A 24,879-nucleotide genomic window follows, 5' to 3' on the forward strand; every position below is an offset into this window, starting at 1 on the left:
TCATAGGCTGTGTAGCCTAACTATGAAGAAAACGTTTCATTTGGTTGTATCATTTTGCCTTCTCTTCTCCATTTTTTCCTGTGGAGAAGTCAATCGGAACAAACCAATTGCTGAGAAAGGAAAAATCGACTTATCTTCATGGGATTTCCTTCGTGATGGAAACATCAACTTGGATGGTGAATGGGAATTTTATTGGAAAGAGACTTTAAGTGGCATTCAAATCGAAAAAGAACTAGGAAAAGAACCTAAGTTCATCTACCAAGTGGTTCCATCGAATTGGAAAGGTGTGGATTGGTTTGGTGAAACGCTTGGTGGATATGGATATGCGACATATAAACTAAAAGTAATTTTTCCTGAAAACACACCTACTCTAGCATTTCACAATCTGGATCTTTCCTCTGCGTACCGAATGTACATCAATGGGAAATTGGTTGTGGAACAAGGTAATTTTGGAATCAATCCAAATTATTTTGAACCTTCTTACAAATCCATCTTAGTCGATCTCGAACCCGTTTCTGGAGAAACCGAAATTGTGTATGAAATATCCAATTTCCATTATTCGAAAGGCGGATTTTGGGAAAGTATGGAAATTGGCGAAAGACGTAAGTTATACGACAAAGTCAATCGCAGTTACCAAATCACTTCCTTCTTAGCAGGTAGTATCTTTCTCTGGGCGTTGTATCACTTGGGTTTGTTTCTCATGCGCAGGCAAGACAAGGCTAGTTTGTTCATCGCACTTTTTAGTTTACTCATTGTTATGCGCCTTCTCACGATCGGTGAGAGGAATATTTTGGACATCATTCCATCTCTTCCGATGTCTGCTCTCATTCGATTGGAATTTGCGACGATTTACATATCGACCATTGTTTTTGCATACTTCTATCGATTGGTTTTCCCTAAAACGGTGGGGCAACGGACAATGTATGTCCTCTATACCCTCATCACTCCATTTTTAGTTTCTTTGTTTTTACCAGTCTCTGTATTTACTTCACAAATCCATTATTTTCAAATTTTTCTCATACTCGTTTGTGTTCGCATTACCATTGCTATCATCATGGCCTATCGTTCCGATACTGTCGGAGCAGGTTTATCTCTCATTGGTTTTAGTTTTGTTTTTGGCACCGTCGTACACGATATTTTATACCAAAACAATATCATCAATACGATGAATATCACACCATTTGGATTTTTAGGTTTTATTTTGTTCCAAGGGTATATTTTGTCTTATGGATTCACAAGAGCCTATTTATCGATCGAAAAACTAAAAGAAAGTTTAGAAATTTCAAATAAAGAACTCAATATCTTAAAAGATGGATTAGAAGATATCGTTGTTGAAAGGACAAAAGAATTAGAAGTTTCAAAAGCGAATATTGAAAGACTCAATGAATTTGCAAAAACACTCAACACATCACTTGAGTTAGATAGTATCCTTAACAAAGCTTTCGATTATTTAAAAGAAGAAGTATTTTGTGATTCGATGATTCTTTTACTTGTCGATTCTGAAAACGGTAAACTCCAATACCACAAAGCTTTAGTTTCTTCCACATCCGAATTACAACTTGAATCAAAATTTCGTGGTGTCAGTTTCCCATTAGATCCAAGTGCTGGTTTGTTTTACCATGTTTATAAACGGAATCGACCCTTTCGATTTGCTAAAGTTTGGGAATCTCGTTTAAATGAATCCAATCAAAAATTCATCCAATTGATTGGAAAAAACCCAGGAATGATCATCCCTTTGAGTTCACAAGGGAAAGTCATAGCGATGTTGGCAATTTTCAGCGAACAAAAAGGATCTAGTTTTTCGAAAGCTCAATTACAATTAGTTGAAAATACTGCCGAAAACATCGCTACAGCAGTAACTAATTCCATTCTCGTGGAAGAAATGAACCGAGAAAAGTTCATCGCAGATAACGCTCGTTTGCAAATGGAAGATGCCAAAAACGAAGTTGTCAAACTCAATGAATTCACTAAAAAAATAAACTCTGAATCTAGTTTGTCTCAAATCATAGATGAGATGTTTGATTATATATTAAAGAGTTTCGAAATTGAAGCGACTCTCATACAATTAATCGATCCTAAAAAAAGAGAACTGTATACTTACAAAACCACGATTCCAATTTATGCAACAGAAGAACAATTACACTTCGCAAAATCATTTCGAGTTCCATTAAATGAAAGAGGAGGAATCATATATAAAACGTATTTGCGTAAAAAAACACTATTTGTTCCCAAACCTCCAAAGACTTACGAATCAGAGTTAGATGAACAAATATTCTCAAAATTAAGTTTAACTTCTTTTATAGCGGTGCCTCTTGTTGTACAAAACGAAGTGATAGGAATTGCCTATTTTACATCTTACCAAAAACCAATGGAAGTAACTCGTGAAGTACTAAGACGTATATCTGGTTTTTGTGACCAAATCGCAGGTGCAATTCAAAATTCACTATTACTCCAATTAACGGAAGATGAACGAAAAAAATCGGAAAGAGCAAAAGCAGAAATTCAAAAAATGAATGAGTTTGCGAAAACGATAAACTCTCAAAATAACTTAGAAAATATTCTTGCCGAAATTTTTGGGTTCATTCGCAAGAATTATAAAATTGAAAACTGTGTATTGTATTTTCTCGACAAAGAATTCAATGAGTTTCGTTATTTAAACCATTCCGGCTTTGATTTGTTAAATGATGAAAATGTGAATTTTTTTAAAACCCTAAGGTTCCCTCTGAAAGAAGAAAGTGGATTTGTTTATAAATGTTACTTACGAAAAAGACATTTTTACATGAAACATATTCCCAAATCAATGCCTTATCAAATTGACAAACAAATTACTGAAAAATCTGGCATGAAGGGCTTTTTAATTTCTCCTTTAGTGAATAACGATGAAGTTGTGGCAATGGCCATGTATGGAATCAATGATGAAACCATCCATTTTACCAGTGAAGAAGTTGATTCCATCGTGGGTGTTTCGGAACACATAGCAAGTGCCATCAACAATCACTTTTTACTTAAAAAAATTGAAGAAGAAAAACAAAGATCCGACTCTCTTTTACTCAACATCCTCCCAAAAAACGTAGCAGAAGAACTGCAAAAGAAAGGAAGAGTAAATCCAGTTGAATTTGAAAATGTAACCTTACTCATGACAAGTTTTCCTGGTTTCTCTCAAATTACAGGACAACTCACACCAGAAGAATTGATTGAAGGTCTCGATTTATATTTCTCTCGATTTGATGAGATCATCAAAACAAAGGGAATGGAAAAATTAAGAATGACTGGGGATATGTATTTAGCTGCCGGTGGTTTACCTGTCGGGAATTTTACTCACGCAGTTGATGCTTGCCTTGCTGCCTTACAAATCAAAAACGAAGTGATTCGTATGATGGAAGATTTTAAAGACATTCCATTCAAACCAAATGGCATCACCATTGCAATTCACTCAGGGCCTGTTGTTGCGGGAGTGATTGGAAAATCAAAATTCAATTATGATGTTTGGGGAAAAACAGTTACACAAACACAAGCCATCAGACGTGGTGGAGTCGGCGTATCGATCAATATTTCACAAGAAACAATGGACAAAGTGAAACGATTGTTCCATATCGACAACCAAAGAATGATCAATACTTACGAAGGGGAACAATTCCCTATTTACGAATTGTTGGCATTAAAATCAGATTTAGCAGACGATTCAGGAATCCTTCCAAACGATAAATTTGAAAGGTTATATACCCAACAAAAACGGGGAGCAAAAATCCTAATCAAATGATCTATGTTATTTATCTGATTGGTTTTTTATTTTTAGGAATTCTATATGGAATCACTAAATTATACAAACAAAATGAAGAAAACCAAAATACCGTTACTGTTTTAAAATCCAAAATTCAATTGCTGAATGAGGAATTAGAAGAAAAAGAAAAAGAACTACTCTCAACAAAAACACAGTCAGAAGAATTTTCGAACAAACTTGTTGATTCTTATGGCCAACTTTCTGATCTCGATGGTCTCTTAAGAGAAATTAACTCAGCTACTGACTTAAAAGATGTTCTGAGAATACTTGGTTTTTACATCAGAGAGAAATTCAAAGTACCACATTATCTTTTATATGTTTATAAAAAAGAATTAGATGCCTTAGAGTTTTTTCACAGTAACTTTCCAGAAGAACTTTCAGAGACGGTAAAATTAGAGATCATGGGAAGGACTATCCCAGTTTCTGATTCTTATGTAACTACGTATGCACACGCGTATGTTCGAAAAAGAAAAAGAAGTTTTTATATTGAAGACTTTGAAACTTATAAAACAGAAGGTGTGGAACTTGAGAATAAAAAATCTGCAAATTTAAAATCACTTCTCATTGTCCCACTTTACCTACGTAATAAATTCATTGGAACTTTGGATTTATTAGATTATTCAGGTATATTTTTATTAAATGAACAACAACTCAACCAAATCAAAATCATAGCCGATTACATTGCAGGCACAATTGAAACCGGGTATCTTCTTGATGAGCTAAAAACAGTAAACTCCAAAATCCAAGAAGAAAAAGAGAATATAGAATCCAATCGTTTGAAACTGGAAAACCTTCACAAATTCAACCGAAAAATTAATTCCTATTCTGAAATCGAAGATATCACAAGGGAAGTTTTTAGTTATTTAAAAGCCAATCACCGTGTTGAATTAGGTTTTATCTTATTAGTAGATCCAAAATCCAATACATTAGTCCCTCTCATGGAAGGTGCTGAAGTCTTTAACAAAGGTTTACTCGTCACAAATTTTTTAAGAACATTCCGTCCGAAATTGATTCCATCTATCGGTTCCCTTTATCGGTCCTATCAAAAACAAAAACCTATTTATCTCAAAAAATCATCTCGATGGAAAGAACTAACACCAATCGATACCTCAATTGTTGAAAGTTTTAAATTAGAAATTTTTGGACATGTACCACTTGTTGTCCAAGGCCAAACCATTGGAATAGTATGTGTGACTCGCCTAACAAAAGAAAATCCTTGGACACAAATTGAATTCCAAGAAATCATTTCCTTTTGTGAACAAGTTGCGGGTGCAATACACAATGCAAATCTACGCCGAGATTTGGAAAAAGAGAGAGAAAAAACAATTCACTTCATTCGAAACATACTTCCTGGTGATTTAGCAGATGAACTCATTGAACGCGGAGAGGTTGTTCCTATGGAATACGAATCCGTAAGTATATTATTTACTGATTTCAAAAACTTCACTAAAGCAGCTGAATCATTGTCACCAGAAGATTTGATTGAACAATTAGATGGATGTTTTTCCCAATTTGATGATATAGCAGTAAGGCATAATTTTGAAAAATTAAAAACAATTGGGGATTCTTATATGGCTGCTGGTGGAATTCCACAAGGAAATTTCACTCACCCCGTAGATGCATGTTTGTTTGCCATGGAAATCAAATCATTTATGACACAAATTCGTTCCTTCAAACAAATGTTAGGCCAAGATTTCTGGGAAATTCGAATTGGTATCCACACGGGTCCTGTAGTAGCAGGTGTTGTTGGTAAATCAAAATTTGCTTATGATGTTTGGGGCGATGCAGTGAATACTGCAAGCAGGATGGAAAGTTCTAGTGATGCCGGTGAAATCAATTTATCAGAGACTACTTATGATAAAGTGAAACGATTTTTTGAATGTGAATATCGTGGTAAGGTCAAAGCAAAAAACAAAGGGGAAATGGGGATGTATTTCTTAAAACGTTTGCGCCCTGAATTTTCAAGAGATCCAGAAGGAATGGTTCCCAACCAAATCTTTTTAGATTTATATAAAAATTTGCAGATCGGTGCAAAAATCATCTACCGTCAAACTGGTTCTTGATCAGATTCCACTTCATTACGAACCACCCGTTGCAGAGCTTGAGTTAGCACTAGAAGAGCTACCTCCTCGATTCCCTGAACTGGAACTCGATGAAGAACGTCGATTACTAGTTGTTGTGGTTGTACGTGTCGAAGCGACTGGGCATTTTTCATAACAAATTACATACAAGGTAATACAAGATGTTGTAGTCGCAACTGGATTGTTTAATTGGGGAGCAAGTGCAATGGCACAAATGTATTGTTCCTTCACACACCGATCCATACATTGCAACCGTGTTTCAGAACTTTTTGTATTGGAACAATTGCCAAAAGTAAGGCCAATTCCCAATAAAAAAATTGCAAAGAACAAACGTTTCATGTCGATAGAATCGCATACATTTTCAACTTTTCCAATAGAGGAAAACCGCAAATGTGGGAATTACCTATGAAACATACTTGATTCTACATTAGAGAAGTATGAAGTTGAATCAATAGATGGAAACTCGCACCATACGTATCCTTTTTTTGGTATTTTATGTGATTTCATTAATTGTGTGGATCATTGAAGAAATATACACTCTTACAAAACCACCTGAATACTTCGACCGATTTCGAGTTATCATCGCAACCATAGAATCATTCATTGCCATTTCTTCTTTCCTTGTTGTTTTTATCTTATACAAAGAACTCAAAAAAGAAGCCGTGGAAAATAAACAGGCAAAAACACAGATCCATGACTTAAAAAGAACCAATCGAATTTTAAAAAATCCTGAAATAGGATTTTGGGCGGAAGCAAAGGCCCAAATGTTAGAATGGAATTTAACAGACGCGGAAACAGAGATTGCTATTCTTTTGTTAAGAGGTTTTTCCCAAAAACAAATCGCTGCTGTTAGGAAAAAAAGTCTGAGGACAATCGAAAACCAAACCGCCTCTATCTACGAAAAATCTTCTATGAGAGGGAAACTGGAATTTATTTCTTTTTTCCTGACTCCTCTTTTACCTGAAGAAGACTAAACAAAAAACCTTGACCAAGGTGATTCTTTTTGGTTATTTTAGGTTTGTTTTATGAAAAATCGAAACGTAATTTTATACACATCCTTATTTGTATTATGTAACATTTCCCTTTGGTCCCAATCACAATTAGAAGACCGTGATCAACAAAGACAGTCTGGTCTTATCAAAACCAATCAAAAAAAACAAGAGGAAATTCTGCAAAAGTATAACGACTTTGTTTCGAAAGTACAAAGCAGATTCCCTGGACTTAAAATTTCCTCTTCTCCCATTGATTTAAAATTAGCAGAAGGGATTTCAGACCATAACAATGCACCAGGAGCCGCTGATAAAAAATCCAAATCCATCAGTGCGATTGCATCTGATCATTTTTATTTACAACTCGAACCAAATGGACAACCTAATGCACGTTCGCAAATTAAGGTAAAAAAAGGAGATCCCTTAGAAGTAGTTTTAGTTTTAAAACAAGACGTAACAGAAAAAAAAGAAGGTTCTCATTGGGTATTGGTTCGAACAAAAGCAAAACAAGAAGGATATACTACCCAAGACTTATTACAACCAACAAAACCAGCCTTAAAATCTAGAAATACAGAAGGTCTCACTTTAGATGTATCTTCAATACCTTCTAGAATCACTACAGAACCAGCTAGCCCCAGTTATACGGACTCTAAAAAAGGTAAAGAACTGTGGGTAAACGCTAGTTCCTTAAACATGAGAGGAGAACCCGATGTGAACGGTTATGTAATCGCAAGGTTACCGAAAGGAATCAAAGTGACCGTTCAGAGTTCCACATCCAATGAAGAAACTATCGACGGAATCACTTCCAGCTGGCACCAAGTTTCTTCTGCTTATGGCAATGGTTGGGTCTTCGGTGGATACTTAAGTAACTCAGAAGTTGTCTCATATGAAGTTCAACCAGGAGAAATTTCATTTCCACAAGAAAATCCAGATGATTTAAAAGTTGGAGATAAACGTTTTGTTAGATCTACAAATTTACGAATGAGAGATGAACCTAACGAATACGGTTCTGTCGTTACTTCAATCCCTGGTGATGAAAAACTTAAAATTTTAGATACAAAAAAGGATATCGAAACCATTGGTGGAGTTCGATCAAAATGGATCTACGTCAACTGGAATGATGAGTGGGAAGGTTGGGTATTTGGAGGATTTGTTTCCAAGGAACGTGGTCCTCTCGTTGATACTGATGATATCTCAAAATACTTTCAGATTCCTGTAGATAACGACCGCTATGTGTCATCTAGTTTCGGAACACGCGTAGATCCTGTAACTGGCAAAATTGGCGCCTTCCATTCAGGTATTGATTTACCCGCTCCAGTAGGTACACCAATCAAAGCTGTGAGTGATGGGAAGGTATGGCGAACAATTACAACTAGCGGTGGTTATGGGATGTTAACGATCATTAGCCATAAGAATAACATCTACACCTATTATGCACATCAGAGTGACAGGCAGGTAAAAGAAGGTGACACAGTCCGCTCAGGCGATATCATTGGCTTAGTAGGAAACACTGGAAAATCAACAGGTCCTCATCTCCATTTTGAAGTTAGGAAAGGCCCAGACCAACAAGCATTGGATCCAGGAGCATATTTACCCAAATGAAATCTAAATTAAATCTTATTTTCTTCATTCTGATTCTATCGTTTCAACCTTATCTGTTTGCGGAAGAACCGATGCCGACTTCACCAGAAGTTTCACCTAGTTTTGATATGGTGCAAATTCTATTAAAGGGAAATCAAAAGGAATTTGAAAACGCAGTGACAAATGGTGGAGACATCAATGCTTCAGACGATTCTGGGAAATCACTCCTCATTTTAGCAGTTGAAAAAAATCGAACAAAACAATTTGAGTTTTTATTAAACCAGGGTGCTGATTTAAACAAACGTGATCTTTCTGGAAAAACATTATTACATTATGTTGTTACATCCAAATTCACAAACCAAATCAAAACATTGGTTGAAAAAGGTGCAGATTTAAATGCGTATGATGCTGATGGAAATACCGCACTTCATGTTGCTATCTTAAAATCAAACTTGGCTGTTCAGAAGTTACTTGTGGAAAGTAAAGCAGATGTGAATCTCAGAAACAATCCACGAAAATCACCCATTTATTTGGCATTTGAAAAAAACAAAATAGATTCTATCAACTTTCTTTTACAAAATGGTGCTGATATCAATTTACCTGATTTAACAGGTCGTACTCCTATCTTTGTAGCAATTGAACAAAGAAACATAAAACTACTTACTCTTGCCTTAGATGCAAATGCCAATCCAAATGCGGAAGATACAAAGTCCATTCGGCCCATCGTATTTGCGATTGAAAAAGGATTCACGGCGGGAGTAGAATCCTTATTAAACCGAGGAGCAGATGTCCAAACCAAAACACCTGAAGGTGAGTCTTTATTATTTTATTCAGTTGAAAAAAGAAACCTAGCTGTTACAAATTTATTAATCAAAAAAGGACTGAATGTTGATTCCAAAAACACTAATGGAAAAACACTGTTTGAAATCGCTTTAACTAAAAACGATTCAAATTTATTGAAACTAGTGTTAGATGCAGGTGCAAATCCAAACCAAACACTTTCAACGAATAAAAACCCACTGGAAGAAGCCATTGAAAGTTCCAAATGGGCGATTGCAGAGTTATTGATTGAAAAAAATGCAGAGATACAAACACCCAATCTTTCAGGTTACTTACCCATCCATTTAGCTTCTAGAAAACCTGGAATCAAAATCGTTGACCTCCTCTTGAAAAAAGGAGTTCCAGTTGATATCATAAATGCAAAAACAAATGAAACTGCATTGTCACTTGCTTTAGATAACAAACAATTAAATATCGCTAAACTCCTCTTATCAAAGAAAGCAAATCCAAACCATCAACTGAAAGATGGAGTGGGTTTAATCTTTTCTACTATCGAAAGAAAAGATGCTGAAGCGTTTAAACTACTGGTATCCAATGGTGCAAATTTATTAATACTAAACGATGAAGATGAAAATCTAATCACTACTGTTTGTAAATTAGAGGTTGATAAAAAAGAACAAAAGTTTGTTGATGAAACTCTTAAGTTATTGATTAGCAAAGGAGTGAACCCAAATGCAAAAAACAAACGAGGGTTAAGTGCTCTTCATATTGCTCTCAATCGAAATCGAATCGAAACGATGTCAACACTGTTGACCATGGGAGCTGACCCAAACCTAACAGACAATAATGGACTTTCGATACTAAACAAAGCAATTCAAAAGTTTTTAAATGCAAAAGATTCCAATCAAATTGAATTATTTAAAAAGTTAGTACTATTCCTAGTCGAAAGACGTGCGAACCTCAACCAACAAGATAAATTAGGGAAAACTATACTTTCCGAACTAGCAATTCAATTTGATCCTGGTAAAAGTGATCCTATTTTGGAATTGGCAAAAGTCATTGTTCTAAATGGCGGAGATCCAAAGCTAAAAGATAAAAATGGCAAGTCTGCATTGGATTATGCTGATGAGAAAAAAATTCCAGAACTCTTAGAAATTTATCGCGGTCTTTAATGTCCATTCCTAAAAAAGATAATCGTATCAACATATTCGACTTCGTTAATACAGTCCCAACAAAGACATTCAAACGAGGTGAGATCATCGTGAGAGAAGGTGATCCATCAAATGAGAAAATGTATTTTATATTAAGTGGTACTTTGTCTGTAGGAATGGGTGCTCCTGACCAAGGAAATTTTCATGAAGTGAGAAAACTTTCCACAGGAGAGTTTTTTGGAGAGATTGCACTTATCTCTGCACATCCCAGAGCAATGACGGTATTCATCGAATCCGATAGAGCACAGTTAGGAATTCTCGATAAACAAAATCTAATTCGAATTGCAAATTCAAATCCAATGTTTGTCTATGCACTATTACAAACTTATGTAGAAAGGCTAATCGAAGCTGAACAAAAGTTAAAAGATCTAACAGAGGCGAGTGATGGGACTTAAAGAATCTCTAGCCAAACTTAGTATGATCAATATCAAAAGAGGAGAAGTCCTTTTTAAGGAAGGAGTTCCTTCGAATGGTGCTATGTTCTTTTTGTTTGAAGGCCAGTTAGATATTTACAAACAAATTGAAGGCAAACATACCAAACTAAGAAGTATATTACCTGGCGAATTTTTCGGCGAAATGGCTATCATCAACAATAGTCCAAGGGCAGCATCAATTGTTGTTGTATCTGAATCGGCGAAACTTGGCATTATCAATCGAACTACTTTTGTGCAAATGAGTCAGGAAAGTCCTGAATTTTTATTTTTATTACTGAAAAAAGTAATCGAAAGATTATATGAAACAGATGGAAAAATTAGAGCGATCAAAAGAAAACAAGATGAAGACTCAATGATTTCCAAAGTTGTACCATCTGTCTCCAATACTGGTTCCGATTCGAATGACGAGAATCAAGGCGGAGTACCTTTAGAAACATTCACAGATGATGCACAATCAATTGGTGAATGATTTTATTAATTGAATTTTTTTCTTTTAATTTTAAATACTTCTGGCCTAACAACAATTTCAGGAACAATAATCCCAGATAGATCCAAGATTAAATTTTTAATCACATTAGCAATTTGGTCAGGTAACAAATATGACTTTGGGTCTTGATCTGGTTCTATATTCAAATGATTATAAAAATCTGTTTTTGTAATATCAGGTATTACCAAATGTACCTTCACTGAATATTTGCGAAGTTCATCAAATAATAGCCGAGCATATTGATGGATTCCAGCTTTTAGAGAACCATAAACATTTCCCCATGGCGATATTTCATTTCCTGAAATTGATCCAATGAAGATAATTCTACCCTCATTTTTTTTCAATGTACGAGTGAGAACACTTGTCAAAATCATAGAGGAAGTCAGGTGAACTTGCACCATTTCTACTATTTTTTCAGGAGATAATTCTTCCACTGGTGCAAAGTATGCAATCCCCGCACTATGGATTAACAATGAAATCCGTTCCTTGTCAGGAATCAAGTTTAGGATCTTTGGGATCGAATTTGGATCACTTAAATCACCTTTCAGCAAATGAAAATTCTCGTTTCGCTCTTGGCACTTTTCAGGATGCCTACAAATTCCATATACTATAAAGTCCATTCCGAGTAAAACTTTTGCAATCGCAAGACCAATGCCTCGTGATGCTCCTGTTACTACAGCTACCTTTTTCATTTTAAACTTTCCATGAATTCCCATACTAATAAGGAAGCATCAATTACCTTAGTTGTTTTTCCCTGGTTGATAAATGGAAGCATTGTTGTCTCTCCTGGCCAACTATGCCCAAGACCATTCAATTGAATCAATTCAACAATCTTGTTATTTGCACATTTGTGAAATCTTTCAAATTGAATCTGAATATTGTTTCCATCTTCCACAAAATCCTTAGTCGATTTGTTCACACTATCTTCGCAACGATTCCATTCCTTCCATCTTAAGATGCTATCCAAAACGGAAAGAATTTCTTTACCATCTTTTACATAACCACCACTAAATGGAACTAATGGATCTTCGGTGCCAGCCATAATGGCTACAGAAACTGGCACCGTATTATATTTCTGTTTTGATTTTAATAGAGCCACGGAAATTTGAGCTGCAACACTCATGACCCCTCTCCACAGTTCCGATTTTTCAATCGCTAATCTTTGGGCCATAAAACCACCATTGGAATGACCAACTAAATACACATAACGTTCGTCAACCGAACCCTCTGCAACCATACGTTTTACAATCGACTCTATAAATACAACATCGTTGATCGAATTCTCATCAGCAGGAGTGTTACCTCTTCCATCTGCCCAACTTCTTTTGTATCCATCAGGAAAAACTACAATAAATCCTTTTGAATCTGCAACTTCGTTTAACTTAGTTTGTTTCATCATTGTAATCCCAGTTCCGAACCTACCATGGAGTGCAACTAACATCGGTATGGGCAAACCATTCCAATTTTTGGGGTAATGTACTGTGTATGTTCTTTTCACTCCATTCAATTGAAAGTAATCATTTTTTTCATTGGGTTTTAATTTATAAAAGTAACCCATACAAGAAAATAATGTAATAAGACAAAAAATCCCTAACTTATAAAGTTTCATTGAGCCATCTCCAATTTGGTTACCTCAAGAAGTTGTTCTTTGTAAATTCGGTTTGGCCAATTGGTAATCATCAAAAGAACTACAGGAATTCCTCTCCATTGGTCCATACCTACGGAATATTCATTTTCAAAAAGAATTTCATCCGATCGCGAATAACGGAAAGTAAGTGACTGTTCTGTCCGAATATGGGATGGAAAAATACCACCTGAAAAAAATGTAAGAAGAAACTGTAATTTATGTAAGAAAGGATATTGATACTTAGGATCTTTTTTTTGTAATATCACTTCCAAACAATCCGAGGAAGACTGGTCTTCGATTAATCCCTGTTTATTGATATAATCTAAAATAATTTCTTTCTCCGATTCATATCGATAAAATCCAGTAAATAGAAGCCTGATTTTCTTTTCTTCAATTTTAAGTTTGTTACGATTTTTGGATGTGACTGGATCGGAAAATGCAGCACAATTTATAAAGATCAAAACAGGAACTAAGATTAGAATTTTTTTCAAATTAAAGGTCATGTTTTGCATCTCCTAAAAACTCTGAAACTTTTTCCGTTAAAATAGATTTCCACTGGTCTCTGTCATCTACCCACATAAATAAAATAGAGACCCAACCAAAAACACGATAAGACTCCATTGGATATCTATATTCTCTTTCTATTTTTCCGTTTTTTTTGAGTCGAAATAAAAGATAATCATCATCTCGATCAATGTCTGGAACAATAAAGAAAGTACTAACTGCTAAAAAACGGTTGGCTAAATACAATAAAAATCGGTCTTGTTTTCGTTCCGCTAAATACGAAACAGGCTCTGTTGATTCCCCCAAAAAAAATTTAAACTTGGGACTAGACTCCAATATGATTTGTAAGTGGAAATCTGACTTAGTTTGATCGTAATACCGAACAGAAGAAAATTTACCTGATTTTTCTAAAGCAGATAAAATGTAAGTCACACGCCTTCTATCAAGTTCTTCATCCCAACCAATTAATTCATAACTCAATGATCGGTTGTAGATTTCTTCGTTTAATTCAATTTTTCTTCTTTCACTTGAATAAAAGACCGAACACGAAATACAAAAATTCAGAATTAAAAACAATAACTTTAGCTTCATATTTTTCATCTTTACTGGCCATTTAACAATTCAAATTGAGAAGTTTTACATTCATTTCCATTGATAACAATTGTAACACTATGTTTTCCTGGATAATACACTCTGGTTGTGATAGGTTTAAAAGAATGTTTTTTAAAAATTTCAATTTTTTCTTTTGATTTTAATACTTTTTCGCCTAACTGGAAAACTTTTTGCCCAAGTTTCCCATTTGCTAACAAAAATCCAATTTTATATTCTATTCTAATTTTAATGTTCTTTGTGGAGGGATTGAAAAAACTTATATGAAACTCTAACAAATCTCCAATTTTGATTTTATTTTTTTTTAAAGATAATTTAAAATCCCCAGGTATCCACTTTGTATCATATTGAAAATATGATAATGCTCGGTTATCCGCTTTTTTGAGTAATCCGCGTAATGCATGTTTTAAATTCTTATCTAAACTTTCTGAAACACCAAACTTATTCTTACAAAAATCAATTACGAAATCAGGCTGAATTTTTGAAATATCATTCAGATGATTGGATACACTTCTTCGGACAATTTCATTTTCATCATTCCATAAGTTTTCTAGAATATTCAAATGAATTTCTGGCTGTTTTTTGATTGCTGGAATTCCAAGGCCCCAGGGTAAAATAGGCCGACTCCCTTCACTTGCCAATCTTCTAACAAATGGTTCTCTGTGGCTTGACCATTTTTCCATTTGTTTTACTGTTTTTTCAAAATGATTAATGTAATAAAATCGAATGGCAAACTCTGCACTTGAAAATACAGTCGTTTTTTCTAATATTCTCATGGAAGATTCAAAATCATCAATTCCAGATTTAACTACGATATCATTCAGGAAAATATAGGGAAAATTAAAATCACCAACACCTTGTTTTCTCAACAATTTGATTAATTCCATAAGTTTAGGCTCAATTTTTACCAAAGGATCATTCCAAAAAAATAGAAACGTTTCCGCAATACGATTGATTCTCTCTTTTAACTCATATTTTTTCCATGGAGACTCCATGAGTTTTTTTTGGAAATCAGAAGCCCTAATTTTAGGATCAATTTGTGAAACGACAAAACTTAAATTTTGAATCCAATGAGTTGAATAAATTTCTTTTAATGGTTCCATTGTTAAAACATTACGATCACTAGAATTATATTTTTTTTAAGAACCAATCATCCACTTAAGAATTCACTTTTGGTAACCATACAGAAAAACATGCACCTTGCTTGCTTGGTTCCAGTTCAATTTTCCCACCCATTTGTATGATCATTTTTTTACAAATGTCCAATCCTAGTCCCATTCCTTCTCCATTAGGTTTTGTCGTAAAAAATGGATCAAAAATTTTATCTTTAATATTCGCCGGAACTCCAACACCTGAATCTATAATAGACACTTTGATCCAATTTTGTTCGGAATTTATTTTAATTTCTAATGTTCCATTGAAAGACATAGCATGTAAAGCGTTATTGATTAGATTAATCCATACTTGATTTAGTTTATCACGATTTCCTTTGCATTTGATTTCAGCTCCATAACTTTTAATAACCGTTATCTTGCTTAAGTTATAATGATAAAGTGACAATATTGTTTCAATCTCAGATTCTAGATCTATCACCGACTCATTGCTAGTTGTTTCTTTTTCGGATACTAGGTAATTTTTTAAAGCACGGATAACGTGGGTTGCCTTTTCGGAAGCCACTGAAATAATTTGATTACATCGATATGCTGAATTGATACTTGCCACTGAACGAAGTATATCAAGTGATCGTTCACTTTCGAGAATATATTCAATTTGATCCAATTTCCGAAACAAACCCGTTTCAATTACTAGTTGCATATGATCGCCATATAACTCCATTTTCTCTAGATGAGAAAACTTTGAATGTAACTCCTTCCTTAACGAGCGTTCCGATTTACCTTCCAAATATGCTTGATTTTCTAAACTTTCATTTAGGACCATTTGGTAACGTTTGGTATCGTCTTCATTAAAATTGATTATCGTCGAGATTACTGTTTGTAATTTATTCTTTAGAAAATCATAAAGTGACAAGTTAGATGAAACAATAGCTCCCAAAGGAGTATTTAACTCATGTGCCATCCCTGCTGCCAACTGTCCCAAAACAGCCAATTTTTCAGATGCAAGTAGTCGGTCTTGTGCTTCGGTAAGTTCCTTTAAAGTATTTACCAAACTTTGATTTAAGATTTGTAAACTTTCATTCGATTGTCTTAATTCTTCTGTTCTTTGTTTAACCTGATTTTTTAAATTCTCTGAATATTGTTTATTCAACCTTCTCCATTGAATTAGCCAAATAACTCCGACTCCTACTAAAACTACAAAAAAAGTATAATATAGCCAAACGTAATTCGTAGGAGGATTCGGATCATACAAAAATCCTTTCAAACTAATGTTTCTGGGCAACATTCCAAGTTCGTTATAGATATCATTGATATGTTTCCATCTGCCTGGATTCATATAACCCATTTCAACAAGTACAGGTTGTATTAACGGTGTCATTTGTTGAGCTTCAAATAAGAGGCGTTCTTTCGGATTTTTTTTAGAATATTTATTGTAAATGAGTTCAGCTATTTCCTCTTGGTGACTCATCGCATATTGCCAACCCCGAAGTGTTGCCTCGCGAAACGCTTTCACTCGATTTGGAAATTTTTTTATTTCGTCTTCGCTTGTAAAAAAATTATCTCCATAAAAATCAATCCCCGCCAATCTTGGAGAGTAAGTTATAACTTGGAATCCAGCTTTTTTAAAATCAAAAGCCTGTGTCGTTGCATAACCTGAATAAGCATCAACTCGACCTTCAATTAAATCTCTCGGATTAAAACGATGTTCCAATAATTGAAGATCTGATGGATTGATTCCTTCTTTCTTCAGGTAGGCAACTATTTCTTCCATCCAAGGAGTTAACATGACTCGTTTACCAACTAAATCATGAATACTCTGAACATTTGAAGATTTTTTAAAAAATAAAACAGATGGAGAATGTTGGAAAATTACTCCTAATACAACAACGGGTTTCCCCATATGTCTGTGTAAAAGTAACTCATTACTACCTACACCATATTGGCCTGTTGTTCGTACAACTTTTTCATGAATACCTCTTATCCCAACTGTACTTTCTAAAAGTTCTACATCTAAACCAACATCTTTATAAAAACCTTTTTCGTAAGCAGCATAATAACCAGCAAATTGAAACTGATGGAACCATTTGAGATGGAGAGTAACTTTATCTAAGGCAAATAGTGTTTGGAAAGGTAGGATATAAAATAAAATGAATAAGACATAGTTCATTCTGCGACAAATCGAAGTCGTTTCCATTCTATTAATGTTTTAAAGATTTAGCAGCGTAAATCAATGAAATAACATATTAAATCGGTTATTTTTAAACTTTTTCTTGGATTTTTCCCTTTACCTTTTGTATCCAATCTAAGTTTAATAATGTCTGTTTCTCTGCATATTCCAATGTTAAATTCCAGTACTCATGATCTGGGTGTTTTTCCCATTCTGATTTTAATTCTTTTTGAAATACTTTTAATGATTTTAAATCTTCCTTTTGTTTTCTGATTTCACCTTCTAGTTGTTCCATCAGTAACTTGGGATTCATATGCCTTCCAAAGAATACTTTAAATAACAATTCATTTCGTTTGTTTGTTTGAATAGGAGATTGATCCATCCACTTTCGAAATTCTTCTAATCCCGGACGTGTGACCTTAAATACCTTTTTTTTCCTTCCATTGGAATCAGTTTTTTCCCATTCTTTAATGAAACCATCTTTTTCTAATTTAGATAATGTAGGATAAATTTGTCCGAAACTTTCACTCCAAAAGAAACTAATCGTAGATTCGATATACTTTCGAATCTCATACCCATTCATTTCACATTGAGATAAAATACCTAAAAGTGCATATTGTGTTTTACTTTCTCTTTTCATTTTTCCTGTAGATTGTTGTTTGCATTTAATTCTTTATGAAATAACATCAATGCTGAGATTACTTCCTTTGGTGCTTCCACCTGAGGCCAATGACCAATTTTACTAGATAAAAAGTATACTGAAGCAAATGGATATTCTTTTTTAAATCGTTCTGCCATATGGACTCCAGAATTAGGATCCATTGGACCACAAATATAACAAAAAGGAACTTTAGTATTTTTAAGTGTTTTAATCCATTGGTCTTGGTATTTAACTTTATCAAAGACCAAGCGACCAATTAAATATGCTATATCTTTTCCTTGATGATAATTCAGTATATTCCAATATTCATTTAATAATTCAGAATTTGGACCTGTTTCGGGTCCAAACATTTTCTTTAATGAATTCTCAATCGAATTCCTTTTTAAATTTTTACTTAAATACTTCCCAATAACATTAGGTGATTGAGATAACAATCTTTGGATCATTCTAGGTTGATACACATCAGTAAACAAACCACCATTCATAAATGCAACAGATAGAATTTCAAAATCCAAACTTTCAATTTTTACCAACATTTCTTCAACGACACTTACAGCTAAATCATGTGCTAAAATTCGTATCTTTCTAATGTTTAACTTTTTGATTAAAGAATTGATCATATCGACATATTCTTCAAATGAATAGGTATGGTTTTGTGGTTTATCGGAAAATCCCATACCCATCAAATCGATAAATACCAGTTTATACTGTTTTGATAAATCTTCCATTACCCAATTCCAATCATAACTGTTAAATGGATAACCATGCAACAATAGAAGTGGTTCCCCTTCTCCTAATGTCCCATAGAATATAGAGTTACCTTTGTAATCGTAGAATTTACCAAAATCTTTCAGAGCTGAAGCATTTATAAACTTACCTTTCATCTTAAGCTCCCATCGCACCTAGTTTCTCCGATTTTAATATGAATTGATTTAACTTTTCCAATTTTCTAAATCTAATTTGATCAAAATATGTAACTTTCACTTGTTTAAATCCGCAAAACTCTAAGGTACCTTGTTTTAATAACTGAACTCCTGGACTTCGGTTGAACCATTTGTAATACCAAGTTGGTGCATCCATCGTAATCATGATTCTAGCGGTTTTTCCTTTAAGCAATTGTTTGGGGAGTGGAGAACGTTTTTGATATGAAAAAGCAAAACCTGGTAAGAATACTCTATCAATCCACGCTTTTAAAATGGCTGGCATACTAGCCCACCAACTTGGATAAACAAATACAAGATGATCTGCATTTTGAATCAATGTTTGACTCAATAAAATATCAGGTTCTAACTGTTGTTTATATGTTTTATCATACCCAAATTTTAGATTATAATCGAATTTAAGTTCATTTAACTTTATGAATTGAACATCAAATCCAGAACTCTTGGCAGATTGGAAATAGGAATCAGCGAGTTTGGCACAATATGAATTAGGATTTGGATGCCCTAATATAATCAGAATTTTTTTATTTTGCATAATTATATCTACCAGATATAATTATCAGCTATATCTATTAGATATACAAAGTCAATCTATTTTTCTAGTTTCTTATTGAATTTTTGGAAAATATTGAAATTTCTAAAAAAGAAAAGATCATTAAATTTTAACTATCTTTCCTGAATTGTAACTATTGTTCGACACAATAAAATAACAAAGAACTGCTACACCCAAAAGTATTAAATCCCAATGATGTCGACGTACTACTACCACTGTCTCCGCCGTATCCATTCCCTGATGTTAAAGTCCAACCTGAACATGAGTTAGAATTATTAGTCCAATCAGGATTCAAACCTGTCCAAATCGTAGAACTGGATCCAGAAATAGAAAATGATAAGTTAAATGTAAACAATGATGCACTTGTTGTTGTCCCGATTAAATCGGTGCGGTTCAATCGATAATAGGAAGCAAATGGTTTTAATACCCAATCAACTTGACCATCTCCTACACTTGCAGTTACGGAAGCTCTTCGTAATGAATTAAAACTATCACCTACAAGTGCTTTACAAATTTTACCTACTGGGCAATTTACTTGGGACTGACATAAGTTATCTACACCGATGATACCACCCATAGCTCCAGTTTGTCCAACGCTAGTAAGGAATATAATCTTATCATTATCGGAAACCTCAACTTGTATGATTCTTTCTTCAAGACGAAAGGAGGAATCCGTGGAACTTGGCACCAATCTTACGGATACAGTTCTTGTGTCGTTGATGTTTGTATCATTCATTGCAGTGAGTGTTAAATTTTGGAAAACACTCCAATTTGATTTTGTGAATGTAAAAAATGTTTGGGAAGGTGTTACGTAGGATCCATTACTAATGATTACTTGAACAATTACATTTTCTTTCGGTTCACTACCTAAATACATTTGAACTGTAGAGGAAGTTCCTACCGAAGCATTACCACCAGCTTCGGATAAGGTGATAAATTGACTGCTTACATTTAATCCAGGTTGGTTTACAATGGTAAAGTCAGGATAACATGGGTGACGTTTATCGCCAAGGGACGCTGCTAAGATTGAAGTTTCAAAATAAGATTTTGATTTTGTATCACATGCATTATTAAAAGTTTCATTTTCACAAGATAACAATGAAAAGATTAAGAGTGTAGATAAAAAGAATTGATTTGTTTTCGCAAATATGAACAATTTCCCTTTCCATTCAACCATTATGAGTAACCAGTGTTTGGTCAATTTTTTGCACCAGGATTTGGATGTAATTCAAAATCTGAATCTTAGTATTAATCTTGAGTTAGCTTACCACTTTCTATCGAATGGAAATCTTTTTAAATCATGTCAGTATAATAATTACATAATATAAATGAATTGTAGGGAAGAACACTATTGTAGAGATTTTAAAAACGTAATCATTAACTTTTGAAGTGTAGTTTCTGTTCCTTCATCTTGAATTTGTCCCTCTGGAGATACTTTACCTTTTACTCCTGAGATGAGTACATTTGTATCATCCGTTAATTTGGCACCGATTGTTTTTAGTACCAAAAGTAACGATTCATGCGCCTTTTGACCAACCGATGCAGCAGTGATGACAGCGACTGGTTTATCAGTAAACACAACAGATGAAACAGCCCACTCTAATGCATTTTTTAGGACACCAGGTATACTAAAAACATATTCAGGCGAACAAATTAGAATTCCATCTGCACGTTTGACCTCACCCAAAAAATCCTTTACAATGCCAGGAGTTTTCTCTTCCGAAATTCCAGAATCAAAAAATGGAAAATTGACAATTTTATCGTAAATGATCATATCACAATCTTGCTTATAATTAGTTTTCAGTGTATTTAGTATTTTTCTGTTATACGATGTTGCACTGATGCCACCTGATATTGCGAGTATGATAGGTTTTTTGTTATTCATATTTTAAATACTGATCCCAAGTATTTTTTTTGTTCCATCAGGTTCTTTGGAATAAGAAAACAATTTTAGAATAGAAAATTTTTCGTACCCATTTTCTTCCGTTTGGTATTCCCAAAGCCAACCCCAAAGGCTTCCCCTTTTTACAAACCCTCGCTCCAATTCTGTTTTTTCCTGATAAACAACACCTAACAATACATATGTTGCATATTGTTTATCTGATTTTGTTTCATTATGATAATAACCAATTCCAAGAAATCCCAATTCTGTCATTTCTTCACTTGACTTGGAAATATAATATAAAAATGGACCATACATTTTTGACGTTTCCTCTTCTGAATCTGCGGTTCTCATGAGTGGTAAAAAATTAACTGTCTTTTTAGAGTGTGATTGATCGTATCCTAACCAAAGTAAGGTAAGACGATCGATTTCCTTATTTCTTCTTTGGAAGCTAAATAAATAATCCCAGAAACTCCGCAATTGGTAAACAGAAGTAGTGTTTTCCGATTCCAATAGATACAAGAAATTGTAATAATGTCCTTCCTTTTTATACTGATAATAATTGAGTAATGTAAAGGTAGTAAATTCTCCATCACCCCAATGATTAAAAGACAGTGGAATGATCGAAACATTTGAATCCGAATAATAAAAAGGAAAAAACAAAAGATGAGATAATTTTTCTTTAGTTACAGGAGGATCTACTTCAATTTTATTTTTTACCGGAATGGGAGATATATACTCAAATTCCCAATCAATAAACCATAATAAATTTGTTCTAAAACTCGAAGATTCCTTATTTCGATAGAAAAATGGAGTGAGCCATAATGTAGTATTAGGATCTTTATTTGTATATTGATACGAATGATAAGAAATCCAAATGGGCCATATCAAAAACTCTTTAGAATCATAATTCTTATTACTAATTTTTGTATAATTTGATATGAGAGTATATGTATTACTCTTTGAACTTACGTCTGTTTTTGTTTGGTTGTGTATATAAAAAGGTAATACGCGATGTCCTGAATCAATATCAGAATTGTATACATTTAAAATTGGCCAAAAAAAAGATTTTTCAATTCGATGATTTAATTGGTATTCCTCATGGATATAACCATTCAAAAGGAAGGATTGGATTTCAGATGACTTATTCTTTTGTTTTCCATACAAAGGAAATATAATTTTATATTCCAAATCATCCGAAACATAACTCAGCCAAATTGGAAAAAATGGAGGAATTAAAACAACCCTGTCTTCAGAAGATTCATCCCAAGTAAACCAAGCAAATGGTAATAAACGAATGTGTTTTTTGGTGTCACCTACCTCATATGAGAAAATTCCAAACAGAAGTTGGTACCCAGTAAACTGATCACTATTCTCTCGATTGAATTCCCTTTTTTTTCTTATCTCTGGTTTTGTAGAAATAATCTCATTTCCTTTCAGAGTATTTCCTTTGATAATCCGACTTCGTTTTGAGATTCCAATTAAATTATAGAACAAACCAAAATCATAATCCAAATATACATTTCCTTCGTTTGTTGCTACGTTAACACTTGTATCGTGTACTTTAGTGTACCAAAATAAATTGATGTGATAATCGTCTTCCTTGTCTTTTAGATTTAGGTAAATAGGAAATATGAAGTCGAACTCTTTTTTGGGCGAAACATAGCTTCCAACAAATGGAAATAAAACAAACAACCTTTCTTCCTTGGATTGGTCTTTCGAATAATACAGTGGACCCAACCAATATTCATGATATGTAGAACGATAATTTTGATAATAGAGTAAAAGTGGGAAAAACAAATAATTCTCTTTTGAATAATATACCAAAGGTGTAAATGATACATCAGTTAATCCTCGTTTATCACTTGATTCAAAATGAAACAAAGTAAAAAGCCGATAATAATTAATTTGATCATCACCTAACTGTTCTTTATCTGTGTAATAAATGATTGGCAAAACAGGAAAACCAAAAGTCTTCTGATTTTCCCATTTTCTCTGATAAAAGAAAGGAATGGAAATTAAATGTGAATTATTGCCATTATTTCCCCAAAAAACAAGTGGATAGATAGATTTATGAAGAGAGTCATTTTCTTTCGTGACATTATAATTCAAAATACGTTTGTATTCGCGATTATCAATTTTGCTTTGGAGATGATCATAAAAAGGAAAAAATGTTTTAGATTTTGAGAGAGGATAATCGTAATAACGATAAACTCCCATCGCCTTTACAGAGTAATGATCCTTCCAATCCTCGATATCATATAAAATATTACTTGCCCTGTATTTTTTACTCCTTTCACTCCCATAAATCTGAACCTCTCTTTCACTTTCTAAATCTGGCCATGATTTCGCAGTGATAGGAAAAACCAGAAAGAAAATGAGACAAGGAATGAGATGTTTCAATTTCATTGTATCTACCTTCTGTTTCTGATTCATTTTTATTTTAATTTATTTCGGACGGGTAATGAAATTGTTTTTTTCAATTTTTTAGGTAAATACTCAATCATCGTAACGGAACTAGGATTCACATTCATTTTGTTATAAGTGTAATCTAGTTGAGAAATTAAAATTGGTTTCGAAGTAGGAAACATTTGTCCTATCTGTTTTTTTCCTTCTCGGTCATACAATGGAATCACAGATTTTGATATGGACCTATATGGTAAATAAGTCAAAATTGATTTGAGTCGATTATTTTCATCATAAATATAATCATTGTATGCTAAAACGATTTCTTGGTTCGAAACAACAACTCCTTCCAGAATATCTTCCGTAAACTCGTAAGTTCCCTTCCCTAATCCAACGATAAATGCAGTTCCAGTAGAAGCTACGTATGCAATTCCAAAAGCAGCCATTGAAGCAATCCCTGCGGAGGCATAGACTGGCATATACACAGGTGAGTTGTCTGAAGCTCTTCTGATATCATAGGATGATCTATAGTAAGGCCAAAATCGAAAATTCCTCGAGACACTACTCGCATAATAAATCGGATAATAAAAGTATTCTTCTGGTTTCAAATTGATCGATCGGTCATCAATGAGAATGGCAATTGTACGGAGGATCTTACCTGTTTCTTTTGCTTTTAAGATTGCATGGTACTGTTTTCCCTCTTTTTCTGGTCGTTTGATCGAGGTAAACACTGGCATAAAATATTCGTCATTTTCTTGCGAATCAGAATATACAGGCACATCTAAAGATTGCCTTAAATTTTCCTTAGGGATTGTTACCTCTTTCGTAAAACAACCATTTAGTGAGAAGAAGAATACAAGTATCAATGTCCAATTTTTCATAATGCGAATAAGAAGATATCCTGAAATCCAATGAATGGACAATCTATTTTTGTTGATTCTAATACTAATTCCAAATAAAAAGAAACATTACAAATGTTACTCATTGTAAAAAAAATCCTTTTTAGAATACAATTGCCGTATTGAAACAGTTGGCAAAAGACAAATATTGATCTGTATCAAGTTTCCAAA

The 24,879-nt window shown here is 33.8% G+C and carries 21 protein-coding genes; 7 read left to right on the forward strand and 14 right to left on the reverse strand.

Features of this window, described 5'->3' with window-relative positions; genetic code table 11:
* The first annotated feature begins 22 nt into the window (after nucleotides 1–22).
* Together ND855_RS13420 and ND855_RS13425 are read left to right on the forward strand one after the other, a co-directional pair.
* Nucleotides 23–3,760, forward strand: a complete 3,738-nt coding sequence (locus ND855_RS13420) for an adenylate/guanylate cyclase domain-containing protein (RefSeq protein WP_265358741.1) — start codon at nucleotides 23–25, stop codon at nucleotides 3,758–3,760.
* The gene (locus ND855_RS13425; protein WP_265358742.1) at nucleotides 3,757–5,844 is read left to right on the forward strand and encodes an adenylate/guanylate cyclase domain-containing protein; all 2,088 of its coding nucleotides are present in this window, start codon (nucleotides 3,757–3,759) and stop codon (nucleotides 5,842–5,844) included. The genes ND855_RS13420 and ND855_RS13425 overlap by 4 nt, the downstream gene beginning before the upstream one ends.
* Before the next feature lie 15 nt (nucleotides 5,845–5,859).
* Here ND855_RS13425 and ND855_RS13430 read toward each other — a convergent pair whose 3' ends face one another.
* Nucleotides 5,860–6,201, reverse strand: coding sequence for a hypothetical protein (locus ND855_RS13430; protein WP_265358743.1), 342 nt, complete (start codon nucleotides 6,199–6,201; stop codon nucleotides 5,860–5,862).
* Between the two features lie 116 nt (nucleotides 6,202–6,317).
* On the opposite strand from ND855_RS13430, the gene ND855_RS13435 reads away from it, so the two are divergent.
* From ND855_RS13435 to ND855_RS13455, 5 genes are read left to right on the forward strand one after another with little or no spacing between them, the layout of a single operon-like run.
* On the forward strand, nucleotides 6,318–6,836 hold the full coding sequence (locus tag ND855_RS13435; protein WP_100726165.1) for a helix-turn-helix transcriptional regulator: 519 nt from the start codon (nucleotides 6,318–6,320) through the stop codon (nucleotides 6,834–6,836).
* A 51-nt stretch (nucleotides 6,837–6,887) separates the two neighbouring features.
* On the forward strand, nucleotides 6,888–8,453 hold the full coding sequence (locus ND855_RS13440) for a peptidoglycan DD-metalloendopeptidase family protein (protein ID WP_265358744.1): 1,566 nt from the start codon (nucleotides 6,888–6,890) through the stop codon (nucleotides 8,451–8,453).
* Nucleotides 8,450–10,384: an ankyrin repeat domain-containing protein gene (locus ND855_RS13445; protein ID WP_265358745.1), complete on the forward strand. Its 1,935-nt coding sequence runs from the start codon at nucleotides 8,450–8,452 to the stop codon at nucleotides 10,382–10,384. Before ND855_RS13440 ends, ND855_RS13445 begins: the two co-directional genes overlap by 4 nt.
* Nucleotides 10,384–10,818 carry a Crp/Fnr family transcriptional regulator gene (locus ND855_RS13450; protein ID WP_100715671.1) on the forward strand — a complete coding sequence of 145 codons (435 nt, stop codon included), beginning with the start codon at nucleotides 10,384–10,386 and terminating at the stop codon, nucleotides 10,816–10,818. Before ND855_RS13445 ends, ND855_RS13450 begins: the two co-directional genes overlap by 1 nt.
* Complete coding sequence (locus tag ND855_RS13455; protein ID WP_265358746.1) at nucleotides 10,808–11,326, forward strand: Crp/Fnr family transcriptional regulator; 519 nt, start codon at nucleotides 10,808–10,810, stop codon at nucleotides 11,324–11,326. The genes ND855_RS13450 and ND855_RS13455 overlap by 11 nt, the downstream gene beginning before the upstream one ends.
* Nucleotides 11,327–11,331: 5 nt before the next feature.
* On the opposite strand, the gene ND855_RS13460 is transcribed toward ND855_RS13455, so the two are convergent.
* From ND855_RS13460 to ND855_RS13520, 13 genes are all read right to left on the reverse strand, one after another.
* Nucleotides 11,332–12,036 carry an SDR family oxidoreductase gene (locus tag ND855_RS13460; RefSeq protein WP_265358747.1) on the reverse strand — a complete coding sequence of 235 codons (705 nt, stop codon included), beginning with the start codon at nucleotides 12,034–12,036 and terminating at the stop codon, nucleotides 11,332–11,334.
* Nucleotides 12,033–12,953 (reverse strand): alpha/beta hydrolase family esterase, encoded by a 921-nt coding sequence (locus ND855_RS13465; RefSeq protein ID WP_265358748.1) that lies wholly within the window; start codon nucleotides 12,951–12,953, stop codon nucleotides 12,033–12,035. Before ND855_RS13465 ends, ND855_RS13460 begins: the two co-directional genes overlap by 4 nt.
* The gene (locus tag ND855_RS13470) at nucleotides 12,950–13,474 is read right to left on the reverse strand and encodes a hypothetical protein (protein ID WP_265358749.1); all 525 of its coding nucleotides are present in this window, start codon (nucleotides 13,472–13,474) and stop codon (nucleotides 12,950–12,952) included. Before ND855_RS13470 ends, ND855_RS13465 begins: the two co-directional genes overlap by 4 nt.
* Complete coding sequence (locus ND855_RS13475) at nucleotides 13,464–14,066, reverse strand: hypothetical protein (RefSeq protein ID WP_407658717.1); 603 nt, start codon at nucleotides 14,064–14,066, stop codon at nucleotides 13,464–13,466. The genes ND855_RS13470 and ND855_RS13475 overlap by 11 nt, the downstream gene beginning before the upstream one ends.
* An 11-nt stretch (nucleotides 14,067–14,077) precedes the next feature.
* Nucleotides 14,078–15,187 (reverse strand): DNA alkylation repair protein, encoded by a 1,110-nt coding sequence (locus ND855_RS13480; protein WP_265358751.1) that lies wholly within the window; start codon nucleotides 15,185–15,187, stop codon nucleotides 14,078–14,080.
* 55 nt (nucleotides 15,188–15,242) lie between these two features.
* On the reverse strand, nucleotides 15,243–17,366 hold the full coding sequence (locus tag ND855_RS13485; protein ID WP_265358752.1) for an ABC transporter substrate-binding protein: 2,124 nt from the start codon (nucleotides 17,364–17,366) through the stop codon (nucleotides 15,243–15,245).
* 91 nt (nucleotides 17,367–17,457) lie between these two features.
* Nucleotides 17,458–18,006, reverse strand: coding sequence for a PadR family transcriptional regulator (locus tag ND855_RS13490; protein ID WP_265358753.1), 549 nt, complete (start codon nucleotides 18,004–18,006; stop codon nucleotides 17,458–17,460).
* Nucleotides 18,003–18,911 carry an alpha/beta fold hydrolase gene (locus tag ND855_RS13495; RefSeq protein WP_265358754.1) on the reverse strand — a complete coding sequence of 303 codons (909 nt, stop codon included), beginning with the start codon at nucleotides 18,909–18,911 and terminating at the stop codon, nucleotides 18,003–18,005. The genes ND855_RS13490 and ND855_RS13495 overlap by 4 nt, the downstream gene beginning before the upstream one ends.
* A 1-nt stretch (nucleotide 18,912) precedes the next feature.
* Nucleotides 18,913–19,503, reverse strand: a complete 591-nt coding sequence (locus ND855_RS13500) for an NAD(P)H-dependent oxidoreductase (protein ID WP_265358755.1) — start codon at nucleotides 19,501–19,503, stop codon at nucleotides 18,913–18,915.
* Between the two features lie 151 nt (nucleotides 19,504–19,654).
* A complete protein-coding gene (locus tag ND855_RS13505) occupies nucleotides 19,655–20,677 on the reverse strand; it encodes a DUF1554 domain-containing protein (protein ID WP_265358756.1) in 1,023 nt (340 codons plus the stop codon).
* A gap of 192 nt (nucleotides 20,678–20,869) precedes the next feature.
* Complete coding sequence (locus ND855_RS13510) at nucleotides 20,870–21,406, reverse strand: NADPH-dependent FMN reductase (protein WP_265358757.1); 537 nt, start codon at nucleotides 21,404–21,406, stop codon at nucleotides 20,870–20,872.
* Nucleotides 21,407–21,409: 3 nt separating this feature from the next.
* The gene (locus tag ND855_RS13515; protein ID WP_265358758.1) at nucleotides 21,410–23,812 is read right to left on the reverse strand and encodes an LA_1737 family protein; all 2,403 of its coding nucleotides are present in this window, start codon (nucleotides 23,810–23,812) and stop codon (nucleotides 21,410–21,412) included.
* A 29-nt stretch (nucleotides 23,813–23,841) separates the two neighbouring features.
* Nucleotides 23,842–24,546 (reverse strand): hypothetical protein, encoded by a 705-nt coding sequence (locus ND855_RS13520; RefSeq protein WP_265358759.1) that lies wholly within the window; start codon nucleotides 24,544–24,546, stop codon nucleotides 23,842–23,844.
* Between the last annotated feature and the right edge of the window lie 333 nt (nucleotides 24,547–24,879).

The sequence above is a fragment of the Leptospira paudalimensis genome (genome assembly GCF_026151345.1).
Lineage (GTDB): Bacteria > Spirochaetota > Leptospiria > Leptospirales > Leptospiraceae > Leptospira_A > Leptospira_A paudalimensis.